Consider the following 16,782-nt stretch of genomic DNA (forward strand, 5'->3'; position numbering starts at 1 on the left):
CATGAAGACATCCCTGCGCGCCCTCATCCCTGTGCTGCCGCGACCTGGTGCCGCGGGTGCGGGCCCGATCGCCACCGACAAGGCGTTGCGGACCGGCCTCATCGCCGTGCTCGTGCTGACGCTGGTGCTGGTCGGGCTGCTCGTGATCAACTCGCTGCACCTCGGCACACGCACCGTGCGAGCCGAATTCGCGCAAGCCGCGGGGGTCGCCGCGGGCGACCCGGTGACCTGGGCCGGAATTCCCGTCGGCACGGTGACCGGCACCCGGCTCGCCGGCGACCGGGTCGAGGTGACGTTGACCGTCGACAACGAGGTCACTCTGGGCACCGATACCGCGGCCGCGATCAAGCTGACCACCCTGCTCGGCTCGCGCTATGTCGAATTGCGCTCCTCCGGCGGTGGTGAACTGCGCGAGAACCGTATTCCGTTGTCCCAGACCAGCGTTCCCTACGACCTCGAGACCGCCCTGCAAGACGCGACAACCACCTTCGACCAACTCGACGCCGACCAGATCGCCGAGTCGATGACGGCGTTGTCGCAAGGGCTCGACGGCGTACCGTCGCTGGTCCCGGGCATCCTGCGCGACATCCGGTCGCTGTCGAACGTCATCGCGACCCGACGCGATCAGATCGGAACCCTGCTCACCAGTACCGACCAGGTCAGCACCGTGATCCGTACCCAGCAAGCCGAACTCGCCTCGGTGGTCGGCCAGGGCGGCATCGTCTTGCGGGAGATCCTCGCCCGCCAGGACGCGCTGCATCGACTGCTCGACGCGACGACCACCCTGGTCCAGCGGCTCGAACCGATCGTGGTCGGTGGGCGTGCCGAAATCGAACAACTGCTGACCGACCTGCGCGACATGACCGCGATGATGGCCGGCCACGACGACCTGCTGCGCAGCATCCTGCAGATCCTTCCGGTCCCCTGGCGCATGTTCGCCAATGCCACCGGCACCGGCGCGGAACTGAACGCCAACGCCCCCGACGGCGCTTTCGTCGACTCGTGGATGTGCGCGTTGAGTGCCATCGCCGTCGACGCGGGCAAAGCCCCCTATCTCCAGGACTGCCGATGAACACACTGCTGTCCACCCTGAAACTCGCCGTGGTCACGCTGACCACGGCCTGCCTGGCCGGCTGCGGGATCGGCACCGAACCGGACACCACCATCACCGCCGAATTCGCCAATGCCAACGGTCTGTACGAGGGCAACCCGGTCTCGGTGCTCGGCATGCGCGTCGGCCGTATCGTGCGGATCGAAGCCCGCGGCACCGAGGTCGTCGTCGAGATGCGCATCGACGGCTCGATCCAGCTGCCCGCCGATGTGCAAGCGGTCACGATCTCGGACTCGCTGCTCACCGACCGCCACATCGAACTCACCCCGGTCTACCGGGGCGGACCGACCCTGCCATCGGGAGCGGTGCTCGATCTGGCCCAGACGAAGTCGCCGGTGGAGTTCGACGCCCTGCTGTCGATGGCACAGAAGTTGTCCGTCTCGCTCAGCGGTGACGGCAACGGCGCGGGCCCGGTCGCCGACCTGATCGACCTGGGGTCGGCCGCGACCGAAGGAAACGGCGACGAGATGCGGGCGGCGCTCGGTGAGCTCTCCCGGGCGCTGCAACTGGGCGAGGACAATGGGGCCGCCACCCGCGACGCGATCACCACCGTCGTCACCAACCTCGACGAGCTGACCGCGGCGGCGGCGCGCAATGATCGAACGCTGCGTGAATTCGGTGGTGCCGTAGCGCAACTCAGTGACTTCCTGGCCGACCAGCAGCTGGGCACCGGTGCGACCGGCGCCGCGCTGAACCGGATCATCGGCCAGGTCACCGAGCTGCTGCAACGCCACCAGGACACCATTTCCGGACTCGCGGGCAACGCCGACACCGTCACCGCTTCGCTGGCCGACTACGACTACAACCTCGCCCAGTTCCTGGATGTGTTCCCGATGGTCGTCGACAACGCCTACAACTCCGTCGACCCGAATGTCCGCGCGCTGCGCGCCAGTGTGGATGTCAACCGGCTGCTGCTCGATGGCCAGATGGTCAAGGAGATCTGCAATCTGTTGCAGCTGCAGAACCTCGGCTGCGCCACCGGCACCCTGCGCGACATGGGACCGGATTTCGGTATCACCGCCATCCTGGCGGGCATCGCGGAAAAGAGCGGCCGATGACGCCTCGCCTCCGGACAGCACCCCGGCTCGCGGTCGTCGCGCTCACCCTGTCCGCCACCGGATGTGCCATGGGGCTGGATCAGCTCCCGCTGCCCGCACCGGGGCTCGGCGGCGACACCTACACGCTCACCGCGACGTTCTCCAACGCGCTCAACCTGCCGACCAAGGCCAAGGTCACGCTCAACGGCGCCGACATCGGCCAAGTCGAGTCCATGTCGGCGCGCGACTACACCGCCGTGGTGACGCTGCGCATCAGCTCGGCCGTCCGGCTGCCCGTCGGTGCGTCGGCCCAGCTGCGATCGGCCACACCGATGGGCGATGTCTTCGTCGCGATCACCTCGCCGCCGACCGTCGAGCCCGGCACCGCCCTGCTCGACGACGGCGACGCGATCGCACTGGAGTCGACCTCGGCGGCATCGACCATCGAGGAAATGCTCACGCGCGCGACTCTTCTGGTCAACGGCGGCACCATCCAATACCTCACCACGGTGGTCGCCGCGCTCAGCGAACACGTCGGAGGCCGCGGCGACCGGCTCGCCGCGCTTCTCGATGAGACCCGAGCCCTGCTCGGCAGCCTCACCGACCGCACCGACCAGATCAACGGCGTGCTGCACGCCGCGACCGATCTCAGTGCGACCGTGGCTGCCCAGCAGGCCACGCTCGCCGATGCCGTCGCCGCGGCCGGACCGGCCATCGACGTCCTGGCCGAGAACACCGATTCGGTGGTCACCCTGGTGGATCGGGTCCACACGATCGCCAACCAGCTCGCCCGGTTCCCCAGTGTCGCCGGCACCAACACCACGAGCATGGCTGTCAACATCAACCAATTGGCCGCGAACCTCGACGCCGCCGCGCGCAATCCCGAGGCCGACCTCGACGCGGTCAACGACATGATCAAGATCGTGCTCAAGATGATCAGTGGCCCCAACGGTCACGTCGCGGTCGACGTCGCCGAGCTCGCGATCCCCGATCCGGCGAATCCGGGCGGAGTCGGCGGCCGGGCTCCCGACATCACCGACTGGACCGCGTTCGTCGGCTCGCTCCAGCACATGATCACACGGCTGGGCAACCGGCTGACAGGAGCTCCACGATGACCGCGACCGCTGCTCGGAGCAGGGCGGAAGGACCGGCCCGCGTGCTCGTCGAGTTCGTGCGCGCCGCACACCGGCATCGATCCGTGGTCTCGCTGCTCGGACTGCTCGCCATCTTCACCGGCGCCTGTTCCTACCTGCTGTTGTCCACCTTCGGCATCGACCCACTCGATCGCCCCTACCGAGTACACGTCGAACTCGCACAGTCCGGCGGGCTGCTGCCCGGACAGGAAGTCACCCTGCGTGGTGTGCGCGTGGGGCGCGTGGACTCGGTCCAGATTGTCGGCGAGAAGGTGATCGCCGTCGCCGCCATCGACGAGCATGTCGCGATCTCGGAGTCCGGGCAGGTGCGCATCGCGGCGCTGTCGGCCGCCGGCGAGCAGTATCTGGATTTCCTGCCCGCGAGCAACGACGGCCCCTTTCTGACCGACGGCGCGCTGATCACCGCCGACCGCACCTCCACCCCGGTACCGATGTCGGACATGCTGCAAAGCCTCAGCGGCACTCTCGCCCAGATCGATCCCGACCGGCTCGCGACGATCTCGCGTGAACTGGGTGTCGGCCCGGCGGGCCCCGAGAAACTGGCGGCGATCATCGACGGTGGCACGTTCCTCATCTCCACGCTCGACACGGTGCTGCCGAACACGGTGAACTTGCTGAACAACAGTCGAGTGGTCGTCATGGCACTGCACGACGGCCGCGGCACGTTGCGGGCCACCTCCGCGAACCTCGCCACCGCGCTCGGCGGCATGGCGTCGATGACCGGCGGCTACGAACAGCTGCTCGCGCAGACACCGCCGATGTTGCGCGAGCTCGACACTGTTCTCGCCGAGAACTCACCGACCATGGTGCGGCTGCTGGGCAACCTGGTCACCGTCTCGCAGGTCGCCTACTCCCGGATCCCCGCCCTCAACGAGTTCTTCTTTCCCCAGCAACGCGCCGGATCGGCCCTCGACGCCGTCGCCTCGGCGTTTCACGACGGCGGTGTGTGGGCGCTGGCCAGTATCTATCCCCGATACGCCTGCGACTACGACGTGCCTCGACGGCCCGGCTCCGTGCCCGACTACGCGCACCCTTACGTCAACGCGGACTGCACCGATCCCGATCCCACGCTCATGCCGCGTGGTGCTCGCAACGCTCCACGCCCCACCGACGATCCTGTTCCCGCGCCGCCGCCTGCCGACCCCCTGCAGACCGCCGAGCCCGCGCCGGTGGGCCCCCTGACGGTTCCCACTCCCTACGGTGGGCCCTATGCGCCCGGCACCCGATGACGGTGCCATCATGAGTCCATGGCCGCTCCCGATCGTGACGCGACGAGCGCCGGTAAGAGCACGCGGCCCACCCACGCCGATGTCGCCCGACTGGCGAACGTGTCGACCGCGACCGTGAGCTATGTCTTGAACAACTCCGCGGGCAAGCGGATCTCCCCCCGCACCAGGGAGGCGGTCTACAGCGCCGCCGGACAGCTCGGCTATCGGCCCAATGCCGCCGCGCGCAACCTCGCGCGTGGTGGGAGTGGCGTGGTGCTGTCCGTCCTGCCGCGGGTCGCGGTGGGCGACATGCCGATTCAGGCCGGCAGTCTGATGGCCACCGCACTCGCTCGCCACGGTTTGCTCCAGGTACAGATCTTCGAGACCGAGGACTACCAGCAGGTCATCGACGCGATCGACAACCTCGATCCGATCGCGGTGCTGAGCCTGTTCCCGTTGAGCAGTGACGCACGAGGCAAGGTCAACGCCGCGAAGGTTCCGCTGATCGAGATCGGGTTGCTGCCCGCGCTCGGCGACCCACTGCTCACCGTCGGCGTGTTGCGCGTGGGACACCTCGTCGCACGCGGTCACCGCAAGATCGCCTTCGGACACACCGGTGACGCCACCTGGCGCGCCCTGGGCGACTATTGGCTCCGCGGGATCATCGACGCCGCGCGGGCACACGACCTGCCGCCGATCACGGTGGACGAAGTCACCACGAGCAACGCGGCCGACGTGGTCACCGGCTGGGTGCGCGACGGTGTCACCGCGGTGTGCGCGCAGAGCGATGAGATCGCGGGCATGGTGTTGCACGGTCTGCGGGAAGCGGGACTGCGCTGCCCGCACGACCTCGCCGTGCTCGGCATCGATGCCAATCCCATGGGGGCACTGTGTGATCCGCCCCTGACCACGGTGCAGTTCAACCCCGCCGCGGTCGCCGACGCCGCGGTCGCCGCGGTACTCACCGAGCTGGGATATCCGGCCCCGCCCGCGCCCTCGCCGACCGACGTCGCGCACCTCGTCGTGCGGGCCTCCACCTAGCTTCCGGCTCCTCGCCAGCGGTCCCGCTCAGGTCTGGACACCCCGATGGTTATGCGCTTAACCTAGCGACGACGGTGGATCCGCGTACCGAATCCGCGCGCTGGAACACCGCTGACACGCGAGGAGCTACACCATGACCGTGCAGAACGTGCTGGACGAGATCCGCAACCGCCCCGGCACCGGTGACGTGATCCCCGTCATCGATCCCGTCACCGAGCAACAGCTCACCGAATTCACCGACGGCGGCACCGAAGCCGTCGACGACGCCGTCGCACGGGCGAAAGCCGCGTCGAAGTCCGGCATCTGGAAGAACCTGGCCGGCAGCGAGAAATCCAAGATCCTCTGGCGCGTCGCGGATCTGATCGACGAGAACACCGAACTGCTGGCCGAACTCGAATCGGTCAACGCCGGAATCCCGCAGAACCAGGCCGCGACCATCGTCGCCATCGGTTCGGAATGGTTTCGCTACTACGCCGGTTGGTGCACCAAGATCGACGGCATCGCCCACGACGTGAACGCCGGTGGACTGACGGGCGTGGAATCGCGACAGCACGCCTACACCCTCAAGGAGCCCTATGACGTGGTGGGGCTGATCTTCCCGTGGAACGGCCCGGTCTTCAATTACTGCGCCAAGGTCGCTCCCGCCCTCGCGGCCGGGTGCAGCAGCGTGGTGAAACCCGCCGAGGAGACACCGCTTTCGGCGCTGGTACTCGACCGGATCCTGGCTCAGGCCGGCGTGCCGGACGGCGTGGTCAATCTGATCAACGGCTACGGACACACCACCGGCGCGGCGATCACCGCGCATCCGGACGTGGACAAGGTCGCCTTCACCGGCTCCACCGAAGTCGGCCGGGCGATCGTGCAGGCCTCGGCGGCGAGCAACCTCAACAAGATCACCCTCGAGCTCGGCGGCAAGTCGCCGGTGCTGATCTTCGACGACGCCGATCTCGACATGGCGATCATGATGGCCGGTTTCGGCTCCTTCATACATTCGGGTCAGGCGTGCGTCTGCGGTTCGCGCATCTTCGTGCAGCGCGGCGCCTACGACAAGGTCGTGGCGGGCATCGCGAATCTGGCCGACAACATGAAGCTGGGCGGGCCCAAGGAAGAGGGCACCATGATCGGCCCACTGATCAGCGCCAAGCAGCTCACCCGGGTGCTGGGATACGTCGATCAGGGCAAAACCGAAGGCGTCGAATTCGTCACCGGCGGTGAACGTCTCGACCGAACCGGCTACTTCGTCCACCCCGCCGTGGTCACCGATGTCGACCCGGCGACCAGCCGCCTGTACCGCGAGGAGATCTTCGGGCCGATCGTCACGATCCTGCCTTTCGACACCGAAGAGGAGGTCGTCGCGATGGCCAACGACAGCACCTACGGACTGGCCGCCACCGTCTGGACCAAGGACATCGGCCGCGGACATCGACTGGCCAAGCAGCTGCAAGCCGGAACCGTCTCGTTGAACTGCCAGATGGTGTTCGACCATTCGATGCCCTTCGGTGGCTACAAACAGTCGGGCTGGGGTTACGAAGCCGGCAAAGCGGGCCTCGAGGCCTACCTGCAGACCAAGACCGTCTGGGCGCAGATGTAGCGGTCGGATATTGCCATGCGCATTCTGTGAGAATATGATTCTCACAACTCAACAAGGAGGATCTCATGACGCAGCTGGATCTGCCGTATCAGTTGTTCGACGCGGACAACCACCTCTACGAGACCAAGGAGGCGCTGACCAAGTTCCTCCCCAAGGAGTACGAGGGGACGATCAAGTACGTCGAGCTCAACGGGCGCACCAAGATCGCGGTCCTCGGCCAGATCAGCGAGTACATTCCCAACCCCACCTTCGAGGTCGTCGCCCGCCCCGGCGCCATGGAGGACTACTTCAAGAACGGCAATCCGGAGGGCAAGAGCAAGCGGGAGATCTTCGGCAAGTCGATGCGCTCGATCCCGGCCTTCCGTGAGCCGGGCGCGCGCCTCGAGCTCATGAACGAACTCCAGTTGAACCGCTCACTGATGTTCCCCACGCTGGCCAGCCTCGTCGAGGAGCGGATGCGTCACCACCCTGACCTGATCCACGCGGTGGTCCACTCGCTGAACCAGTGGCTTCTCGAAACCTGGGGCGAGGACGGCAATTTCGTCTACAAGGACCGCATCTTCACCGTCCCGGTGGTGAGCCTGCCGATCGTCGAGAAGGCGATCGAGGAGCTCGACTGGTGCGTCGAGCACGGCGCCAAGGCCATTCTGGTGCGCCCGGCACCGGTCCCCGGCCTGCGCGGCATGCGCTCGTTCGCGCTGCCGGAGTTCGACCCGTTCTGGAAGCGGGTGGTCGAGCACGACATTCTCGTCACCATGCACTCCTCCGACAGCGGCTATTCGCGGCACAACGCCGAGTGGGAGGGCTCCAGCCTGGAGATGCTGCCGTTCCAGACCAACACCTTCCGGATGACGACCGAATGGCGCCCGATCCAGGACGCGGTGGCGTCCTGGGTGTGCCACGGCGCGCTGTTCCGCTTCCCCGAACTCAAGGTGGCGGTCATCGAGAACGGCGCGTCGTGGCTGGCGCCGCTGCTCGAGAATCTCGCCGATGTCGCCAAGAAGGCGCCCGAGGGCTTCGGCCATCAGGACCCGGTGGCGGCGATCAAGCGCAACATCTTCGTCAGCCCGTTCTGGGAAGAGGATCTCGGCGCGATCGCCGACCTCATCGGCGTGGACAACGTCCTGTTCGGCTCGGACTACCCGCACCCGGAGGGCCTGGCCGAGCCCGCTCGCTACATCCATGAGATCAAGGACATGAACCTGGAGCACCAGGCCAAGATCATGGGCGGCAACCTCGCGAGGCTGCTGAAGGTATGACCTGGGAGACCATTCCGCAGATGGTGCTGAGCGCCGCCGATCGCTTCGGTAACGCCGAAGCGGTCGTCGACGGAGCACAGCGGTTGAGCTTCATCGAGCTCGCAGACCGAGTCCGCCGGGCCGCGGGCGCGTTCGCCGGGGCGGGCATCGAGAAGGGTGACCGTGCGGCGATCTGGGCGCCCAACTCCGTGGAGTGGATCATCGCGGCCTTCGGACTGGTCACCGCGGGCGGCGTGCTGGTGCCGATCAACACCCGATTCAAAGCCGAGGAAGCGGCCGATGTCGTGCGACGCAGTGGCGCTCAGCTGCTGTTGGTGCAACAAGGCTTCCTCGGCACGCAGTACACCGGTCCGCAGGGCGTACCGGTCATCGATCTGGCATCGGATTTCCTCGCCGACGGTGAGCCTGTCGAACCGACGATGACCGGTACCGACATCGCCGACATCATCTACACCTCGGGCACCACCGGTCGGCCCAAGGGCGTGATGATGAATCATCGGCAGACCCTGCGGTTGTACTCGGAATGGTGCGATCTGGCCGACCTGCGCCAGGGTGACCGCTATCTGATCGTCAACCCGTTCTTCCACACCTTCGGCTACAAAGCCGGGCTGATCAGCTCGCTGATCAGAGGCGCCACCATCCTGCCGGTGCCGGTCTTCGAGATCGAGCGCGTGCTCGAGCTCGTCGAACGCGAGCGGGTGACGATGCTGCCCGGCCCGCCCACCCTGTACCACGCCCTGCTCGACGCACCGGACACCTACGATCTGTCGTCGCTGCGGGCCGCGGTCACCGGGGCAGCCGATATTCCGGTGGAGTTGATCCGGCGAGTGAAGACGGAGCTGCCTTTCCAGTCGATCATGACCGGATACGGGCTGACCGAAGCAGGCACCGCGACCGCGTCGCGGCCCGGCGACACCTTCGAACAGATCGCGACCACGGTGGGAACCCCCTGCGACGGGGTGCAGGTGCGCATCGCCGAGGACGACGAAGTACTCGTTCGCGGTTACAGCGTCATGCAGGGCTACTTCGACGATCCGGTCGCCACGGCCGAGGCCGTCGACGCCGAAGGGTGGCTGCACACCGGCGATCTGGGCAGCCTCGATCCGGACGGCCGATTGCAGATCATCGGCCGCAAGAAGGACATGTTCATCGTGGGCGGCTTCAATGCCTATCCGGCCGAGATCGAAGCCTTTCTGCTCGAACATCCCGCCGTGGCCCAGGTCGCTGTCGTCGGTGTCCCCGACGATCGGCTCGGTCAGGTCGGCCGGGCCTTCGTCGTCGCGAACAACCCGGTGTCGGAAGCCGAATTGATCGCATGGAGCCGGGATCGGATGGCCGGTTTCAAAGCGCCTCGATCCGTGTGGTTTCTCGACGAATTGCCGCTCAACGCCACCGGCAAGGTCATGAAAGACCAACTGCGCCAACTCCGTTCCCTTGACATCGAGGAATCTCAATGAACTTCTCCGACATGATCCTGGTCAGTATCGATGACCACGTGGTCGAGCCGGCCGACATGTTCGACCGGCACACGCCCGCGAAATACGCCGAGTACATCCCGAAGCTGATCACCAACGACCAAGGCGTCGACCAGTGGGTCTATCGCGGTAAACCGGTGGGCGTCACCGGATTGAACGCCGTGGTGGGGTGGCCGAAGGAGGAATGGGACAAGAACCCGGCCCGCTATGCCGAGATGCGGCCAGGGGTCTACGACATCCACAGCCGGGTGGCGGACATGAACGCCAACGGCATCCTGTCCTCGATGTGCTTTCCGACCTTCGCCGGATTCAGTGCCGGGCACCTGAGCCAGTTCAAAGACGAGATCACCATCGCCGTCATCTCGGCCTACAACGACTGGCACGTCGACGAATGGTGCGCCACCTACCCGGGCCGGTTCATTCCGAACGCGATTCTGCCGCTGTGGGATCCCGCCCTCGCCGTCGCCGAGATCAACCGGGTCGCCGCCAAGGGCTTCCGGGGCGTCACGATGCCGGAACTGCCGCACGTCGACGGATTGCCCTCCTATCACGACGGCGAGTACTGGGCGCCGGTGTGGGCGGCGCTCGCCGAGACCGGGCTGGTGATGAACCTGCACATCGGTCAGGGCTTCGGCGCGCTTCGTCTGGCGCCGAACGCGCCGATCGACAACCTCATGTGCCTGGCGCCCACGGTGTCCCAGATCGCCGTGCAGGACCTGCTGTGGGGTCCGGCTCTGCGGACCTATCCCGGGCTCAAGGTCGCCCTGTCCGAAGGCGGGATCGGGTGGATCCCGTTCTATCTGGACCGCTCCGATCGCCACTACACCAACCAGAAATGGCTGCGGCGCGACTTCGGTGGCCGGATGCCCAGTGATGTGTTCCGCGAGCACGTCATGGCCTGCTATGTCACCGATCGCAACTCGCTCAAGATGCGACACGACATCGGCATCGACATCATCGCGTGGGAATGCGACTACCCGCATTCGGACTCACTGTTCCCCGATGCGCCGGAATACGTACTCGAAGAACTCAACAGTGCCGGTGCCGATGACACCGACATCCACAAGATCACCTGGCAGAACGCCTGCCGGTTCCTCGACTGGGATCCCTTCGCCCACATCCCGCGCGAAGAGGCGACCGTCGCGGCGCTGCGGAACACCGCGCGCGATGTCGATCTGACCATCCGGCCGCGCAAGGAATGGGCCGAACGCTACGCCGCCCAGCACATCAGCTGATCACTCGAACAACCCCGAAGGAGACACCACCATGCATCTCATCGTCTTCTCCAGCCCCCGAGCGGGCATGGACGAGGAATACAACACCTGGTACACCGAGGTTCACATCCCCGACATGCTGGCGATACCCGGGGTGAAGTCCTGCCACCGGCTCCGCGCCCAGCCGGTGGGTGGCCAGCCGCCGGAATTCACCTACCAGGCCGACTACGACATCGACGGCGATGCCGAGGCCGTCCTGAAGGAGATCAAGGTGCGCTCCGCGGACGGCCGCATCAGGCTCAGTCCGGCCATCGACCCGGCGGCCATGAAAGTGACTGTCTGGGAATCGCTCTGATGGACTTCGGGCTGTCCGCCGACCAGCGGCTGCTCTGCTCGACCACCCGTGAGTTCCTCGCCAAGTCGGTTCCGCTCGATGTCGTGCGCGGGCTCGCCGCGACCGGCATCGGGTTCGATCGCTCATGGTGGCGGCGCGGTGCCGAACTGGGCTGGACCGCGCCGCTGGTCCCGGAGGACCTCGGCGGCGGATCGGTCTCGGGGGCGCCGGTGGCCGACCTCGCCCTCGTCGCGAGCGAGTTCGGGCGTGCCTGCGCGCCCGGCCCGCTCGTCACCATCAGCGCCGTCCTGGCCGGCGTGGTCCGCGAGCGGGACCGGTTCGCCGAGCTGCTCGACGCGGTGCTCAGTGGCCAGACCATCGCCGCCTGGGCACATTACGAGCCAGGCCACGGCCTCGGGCCCGCGGCGGTGGACACCCTCGCGGTGCCCGATGGCGACGGATTCCACGTCCGCGGCGTCAAGGATCGGGTCGAATGCGGCGATCAGGCCGAGGTGTTCCTGGTGACCGTCCGTGGTCCCGACGGGCCGATGCAGGTCCTGATCGCCGCGGACGCGCCGGGCGTTACCATCACCCCGACCTGGACGCTCGACCTCGTGCGCCGCACCGCGACAGTCGAATTCGCCGATGTCCTCGTCGGCCGGGACGCGGTGGTGCACCGCGATCCCGACGAGACCGCTGCTGCGCTGGATGCCCAGTGGCAGATCGCCGCGACGCTCACCGCGGCGGAGTCGGCCGGTGCGGCCGCGCACGCCTTCGGCCTGACCACGCGGTGGATGTTCGACCGCTACACCTTCGGCCGGCAGCTGGCGTCCTATCAAGCGCTCAAACATCGCGCCGCGGAGCACATCACCTCGCTGGAAGCCTGCCAGGCCACCGCGTGGGCCGCCGCGAACGCCTTCGGGAACGACCCGATCAGCACCGCGGAGGCCGTCAGCGTCGCCAAGTCCTACATCAGTGCCGTCACCCCGGGCCTGCTCCAGGACTGTGTACAGATCCACGGCGGGATCGGCGTGACCTGGGAGCACGATCTGCACCTCTATCTGCGGCGGGTCACCTTCGGGCGCGCGCTGTACGGAACGCCGGAGGAGCATCGGCGGCGCCTCACCGATCTCCTGGACAGGAAGGTCGCGTGACTGTGCCCACCACCCCGGACCTCGAACCCGTCGACCACTTCCGTGACCGGGCTCGACACTGGTTGGCGAACAACCTTGCACCGGCACCGCCGAACCAGCACGGCGAGGCCGACAAGTCCGAGGCATCCTGGCAACGTGCCAAGCAAGTGCAACGGGTGCTCTACGACGGCGGCTTCGCCGGCATCTGCTTTCCGCGGGAATACGGTGGTCTCGGACTGACACCCGAGCACCAGCGGGCGTTCAGCGAGGAGTCCCGCGCCTATGAGATGCCGCTGGCGCTCAACATCCCGACCCTCACCATCTGCGCGGCGACGATTCTGGACACCGGCAGCGAGACGCAGAAGCGCACCCATCTTCCCGCCGTGCTGCGTGGCGAAGAGCTGCTCGTGCAGTTCCTGTCCGAACCACGGGGCGGCTCGGATCTGGCCGGGCTCACCACCCGCGCCGAGCGCAGGGGCGACACCTGGGTGCTCAACGGCGCCAAGATCTGGAGTTCGGGGGCCTACGCGGCCGACTACGGGCTGTGCCTGGCGCGCACCGATTGGAAGGTACCCAAACACGCCGGGCTGACCATGTTCCTGGTGCCGGTGCGCGCGCCGGGCGTCACCGTCGCGCGGATCACCCAGGTCGACGGCTCCCGAGAGTTCTGCCAAGAGTTCTTCGACGATGTCGTGCTCCCCGACGACGCGGTGCTCGGCGAGGTCAACGGCGGCTGGGAGACCGCGAAACGGCAGCTGCTGCACGAGCGCAGTGCTGTCGGCGGCGCGTCGCCCTACGCCAGCGGCGCGCAAGCGCACAGCGGCCGCGATGTGTCCGGACTCGCCGAACTGGCCAGGCGGACAGGGCAATGGCACGATCCCCGGGTCAGGGAGGACATCGGCGAGGCGCGCGCGCTGAACATGGTGCACGACCAACTGATCACCCGGGTCACCGGTGGCATCGCGGCCGGGGCACTCGACCCCGCCGCCGGATCGATGGTCCGGTTGTTCAGCGCGCGGAATTCGTGGCTGCAGGCCGACATGGCCGTGCGGATAGCAGGGTCGGCGGCCGCCACCGGTTCCGGCGCCGACGACGCCGGAACCGGCCAGGCCGGGCAGGACTATCTGATGCGGCAGGCATGGAGCCTGGCGGGCGGCAGCACCGAAATGGCCCGCAACATCATCAGCGAGCGAGTGCTCGGCATGCCCCGCGAAGCCGCCGCCGATCGTGATCTGCCGTTCGACCAGGTGGAATGCGGCCGCTGAAGCCGGGCACAGCGAAAGGCTCCGGCGGGCCGAGAACGGACGGCCCGCCGGAGCCTTTCGTGATCGAGGACTAGGTAATCGCGCCCGCCGTCTTGAGAGCGATGATGCGCTCCCAGTCCAGCCCGAGCTCGAGCAGGATCTCCTCGGACTGCGCGGCGAACTCGGGGCCGGGTGCCAGTGCGGGCGCGGTGACATCGAATTGCACCGGGTTGGTGACCAATTCGAGTTCACCGGCCCGCACCAGGTACTCGTTGGCCTGGATCTGCGGATCGGCGCCGACCTGCACACTGTCCTGCACCGGCGCCCACGGGCCCGAGAGGGTGGTCAGGCGCTCGGTCCACTCGGCGAGAGATCTGCTCGCGAATTCCTCCCGCAGAATCTCCACTGCCTCCGCGGTATTGGCCGCGATCGCGGCACTGGTGGCGAACCGGGGATCGGCCGCGAGTTCCGGACGACCGATGTGACGGCACACATCGGCCCAGAATTTCACGGGCTGCAACATCACCAGCGAGAGGTAGCGACCGTCGGCGGTGGCGTAGAGGCCCGACAGCGGATTGGTCGGCGCGCCATGGGCACCCGGCACCGGCGCCACCATCGGCTCACCGAGATGGGCCGAGAGCGCGATGGAGTGCCCCATCGCCCACAGCCCGCTGCCGAGCAGCGAGACGTCGACCACCGACGGTTCGCCGGTACGTTCCCGCTTGAGCAGTGCCGCCGCGATCCCGCCCGCGAGGTTCGTCCCGGAAATGGTGTCTCCGAAGGCAGGACCCGGTGGCGAGATCATGCCCTCGGTTCCCGGTGGGGTGATGGTGGCCGCGACCGAGCCGCGGCACCAGAAGGCGGTCATGTCGAACCCGCCCTTGCCGGACTCGGCGCCGCGCGGGCCGAGCGCGCTGCCGCGGGCGTAGACGATCTTCGGGTTCACGGCGCGGATGTCGTCCACATCGATCCCGAATTTGCTGCGCGCCTGCGGCAGAAAGCTGGTCAGGAACACATCGGAACCGCGAGCGAGTTCGTGGACGACCGTGCGCCCTTCCGGCACCGACATGTCGATGCCGATGCTGCGCTTGCCCCGATTGGCGTGCTCGACATTGGGATTGGGGTCGCCGTCGACGCGGAATCGGCCGATCTGGCGAAGGCCACGCTGCGGATCGCCGGTGACCGCGTGTTCGACCTTGATGACATCGGCGCCCCAATCGGCCAGGACCGCGCCCGCCGACGGCACGAAGCCGTACATCGCGACTTCGAGCACGCGGATTCCCTCGAGCGGCCGCACTACTGTGCGCCCTCGGACGCGTCACTCAACCCGACGACCGCCGCATAGGTTTTGCTCTCCAGGAACTCTTCCAGCCCGGCGACACCGCTCTCGCGACCGATGCCCGACTGCTTGAAGCCACCGAAGGGTGCGTCCGGCGAAAAGTAGTTGCCGCCGTTGATGCTGAACGTGCCGCTGCGGATCCGGCGAGCGACCGCGAGTGCGCGGTCGGCATCGGCACTGAACACCGCGCCGGAGAGACCGTAGATCGAGTTGTTGGCGATGCGCACGGCGTCGTCGTCATCGTCGTAGGGAATCACGACGAGTACCGGGCCGAAGACCTCTTCCTGCGCGATCTCGCTGTCGGGGTCGACACCGGCGAGCAGCGTCGGCGCGTAGAAGAAGCCGGGGTCGACCTTCGCACCCCCGGTGACCAGGGTGGCCCCGGCGGCGACCGCACGCTCGACCAGGCCGTGCACTTTCTCCCGCTGGCGCTCGCTGATCAACGGTCCCATATACGTTTTCGGGTCGCTGGGATCACCGCTGCTGACCCAGCCGAGATTGGTGGCGACCAGCTCGACGATCTCGTCGTGGCGAGCCCGCGGTACCAGCAGCCGGGAGGTCAGCGCGCAGCCCTGTCCGGCGTGGGTGCAGATGGTGAAGGCGGCGAACACGGCCGTGGTGGCGAAGTCGGCGTCGTCGAGCAGGACCATGGCGGATTTGCCGCCCAGCTCGAGGAAGACCCGCTTGAGCGATTCGCTTGCCGCCGCCATGATCTGGCGGCCGACAACGGTGGAGCCGGTGAACGTGATCAGGTCGACGTCGGGATGGGTGGTCATCAGCTTGCCGATCGCGATGTCGGTGGCGGACACCACGTTCACCACACCGGGCGGGATGTCGGTGTGCTCGGCGATCAATTCCCCGAGGGCGAGCGTGGCCAGCGGGGTGTCCGGGGCAGCCTTGAGCACGACCGTGCAGCCGGCGGCCAGGGCAGGCATGAGTTTGGCCAGGGCCAGCTGGTGCGGGTAGTTGTAGGCCACGATCGCCGAAACGACTCCGGCGGCTTCCTTTTCGATCCACCGCCGGTGGCGCTCCCCGCGGAGCTCGATCTCGCCGAGTTCCTCGGTCAACGAGTACCCGGGCAGCAGATCAGCGTAGTAGCGGGCGATCTCGATCGGGAGGTCGAGCTGGTTGCCGTGGGTCAGGCGCCGGGTGGCGCCGACCTCGGCGATGGTCAGCTCGCGCAGATCCTCCACGTTGTCGAGCAGCGCCCGATGGAGTTGATCCAGGCAGCGGGCCCGCAACGCGGCATCGGTCGACCAGGTGGTGGTGTCGAAGGCTCGACGGGCGGCGGCGATGGCCGCCTCGGTCTGTTCGAGCGTGGCGTCGGGGGCATGGCCGTACACCTCGCCGGTCGCCGGATTGAGCGAGGCGAACGTCTGTTCCGCCTCGACCAGCTGTCCGTCGATCAGCAGCCGCTTGGTGACCGCTGTGGTCGGCGCCGACGTGCCGACCGAGTCCGTGTCCTGGGATGACATTCCGTCTCCTCGCTGAGCGTTGGAAATATGATTCTCGCTTCAAGCGAACAATATATCCGCCCGTGGCACACCATACGAGCCGAATGCCGCGACCGAGCGGCCGATTGGCGGCAGATCATCGCCAAAAGCACGTCATCAGCTCTTGCGGAGGCACTCTCGGCGAGAGT

14 protein-coding genes are annotated in these 16,782 nt (G+C 67.2%); 12 read left to right on the forward strand and 2 right to left on the reverse strand.

All coding sequences use genetic code 11. The features are described from left to right. The first annotated feature begins 1 nt into the window (after position 1). The 12 genes from BOX37_RS18425 (at position 2) to BOX37_RS18480 (ending at position 13,822) form a co-directional block, all read left to right on the forward strand. The gene (locus BOX37_RS18425; RefSeq protein ID WP_084759816.1) at positions 2-1,072 is read left to right on the forward strand and encodes an MCE family protein; all 1,071 of its coding nucleotides are present in this window, start codon (positions 2-4) and stop codon (positions 1,070-1,072) included. Continuing rightward, the gene (locus BOX37_RS18430) at positions 1,069-2,169 is read left to right on the forward strand and encodes an MCE family protein (RefSeq protein WP_071928743.1); all 1,101 of its coding nucleotides are present in this window, start codon (positions 1,069-1,071) and stop codon (positions 2,167-2,169) included. The genes BOX37_RS18425 and BOX37_RS18430 overlap by 4 nt, the downstream gene beginning before the upstream one ends. Then, positions 2,166-3,263 (forward strand): MlaD family protein, encoded by a 1,098-nt coding sequence (locus BOX37_RS18435; RefSeq protein ID WP_084759818.1) that lies wholly within the window; start codon positions 2,166-2,168, stop codon positions 3,261-3,263. The genes BOX37_RS18430 and BOX37_RS18435 overlap by 4 nt, the downstream gene beginning before the upstream one ends. Beyond that, the gene (locus BOX37_RS18440) at positions 3,260-4,531 is read left to right on the forward strand and encodes an MlaD family protein (protein WP_071928745.1); all 1,272 of its coding nucleotides are present in this window, start codon (positions 3,260-3,262) and stop codon (positions 4,529-4,531) included. Before BOX37_RS18435 ends, BOX37_RS18440 begins: the two co-directional genes overlap by 4 nt. A gap of 18 nt (positions 4,532-4,549) precedes the next feature. Then, positions 4,550-5,551 (forward strand): LacI family DNA-binding transcriptional regulator, encoded by a 1,002-nt coding sequence (locus BOX37_RS18445; RefSeq protein WP_071928746.1) that lies wholly within the window; start codon positions 4,550-4,552, stop codon positions 5,549-5,551. Between the two features lie 133 nt (positions 5,552-5,684). Beyond that, positions 5,685-7,142, forward strand: a complete 1,458-nt coding sequence (locus BOX37_RS18450; RefSeq protein WP_071928747.1) for an aldehyde dehydrogenase family protein — start codon at positions 5,685-5,687, stop codon at positions 7,140-7,142. A gap of 65 nt (positions 7,143-7,207) precedes the next feature. Next, entirely contained in the window at positions 7,208-8,401 is a 1,194-nt protein-coding gene (locus tag BOX37_RS18455; RefSeq protein WP_071928748.1) for an amidohydrolase family protein, read from the forward strand. After that, positions 8,398-9,858, forward strand: coding sequence for a FadD3 family acyl-CoA ligase (locus BOX37_RS18460; RefSeq protein ID WP_071928749.1), 1,461 nt, complete (start codon positions 8,398-8,400; stop codon positions 9,856-9,858). The genes BOX37_RS18455 and BOX37_RS18460 overlap by 4 nt, the downstream gene beginning before the upstream one ends. Beyond that, a complete protein-coding gene (locus BOX37_RS18465) occupies positions 9,855-11,111 on the forward strand; it encodes an amidohydrolase family protein (RefSeq protein WP_071928750.1) in 1,257 nt (418 codons plus the stop codon). The genes BOX37_RS18460 and BOX37_RS18465 overlap by 4 nt, the downstream gene beginning before the upstream one ends. 31 nt (positions 11,112-11,142) lie before the next feature. Beyond that, positions 11,143-11,445 (forward strand): DUF4286 family protein, encoded by a 303-nt coding sequence (locus BOX37_RS18470; protein WP_071928751.1) that lies wholly within the window; start codon positions 11,143-11,145, stop codon positions 11,443-11,445. Then, positions 11,445-12,578: an acyl-CoA dehydrogenase family protein gene (locus tag BOX37_RS18475; protein WP_071928752.1), complete on the forward strand. Its 1,134-nt coding sequence runs from the start codon at positions 11,445-11,447 to the stop codon at positions 12,576-12,578. Before BOX37_RS18470 ends, BOX37_RS18475 begins: the two co-directional genes overlap by 1 nt. After that, on the forward strand, positions 12,575-13,822 hold the full coding sequence (locus tag BOX37_RS18480; protein WP_071928753.1) for an acyl-CoA dehydrogenase family protein: 1,248 nt from the start codon (positions 12,575-12,577) through the stop codon (positions 13,820-13,822). Before BOX37_RS18475 ends, BOX37_RS18480 begins: the two co-directional genes overlap by 4 nt. Positions 13,823-13,892: 70 nt before the next feature. Here the strand turns inward: BOX37_RS18480 and BOX37_RS18485 are convergent, their stop codons facing one another. Continuing rightward, positions 13,893-15,098, reverse strand: a complete 1,206-nt coding sequence (locus BOX37_RS18485; protein WP_071928754.1) for a CaiB/BaiF CoA transferase family protein — start codon at positions 15,096-15,098, stop codon at positions 13,893-13,895. After that, positions 15,098-16,615, reverse strand: a complete 1,518-nt coding sequence (locus BOX37_RS18490; protein ID WP_071928755.1) for an aldehyde dehydrogenase family protein — start codon at positions 16,613-16,615, stop codon at positions 15,098-15,100. The genes BOX37_RS18485 and BOX37_RS18490 overlap by 1 nt, the downstream gene beginning before the upstream one ends. Positions 16,616-16,782: the final 167 nt, after the last annotated feature.

The sequence above is a fragment of the Nocardia mangyaensis genome (assembly GCF_001886715.1).
Lineage (GTDB): Bacteria > Actinomycetota > Actinomycetes > Mycobacteriales > Mycobacteriaceae > Nocardia > Nocardia mangyaensis.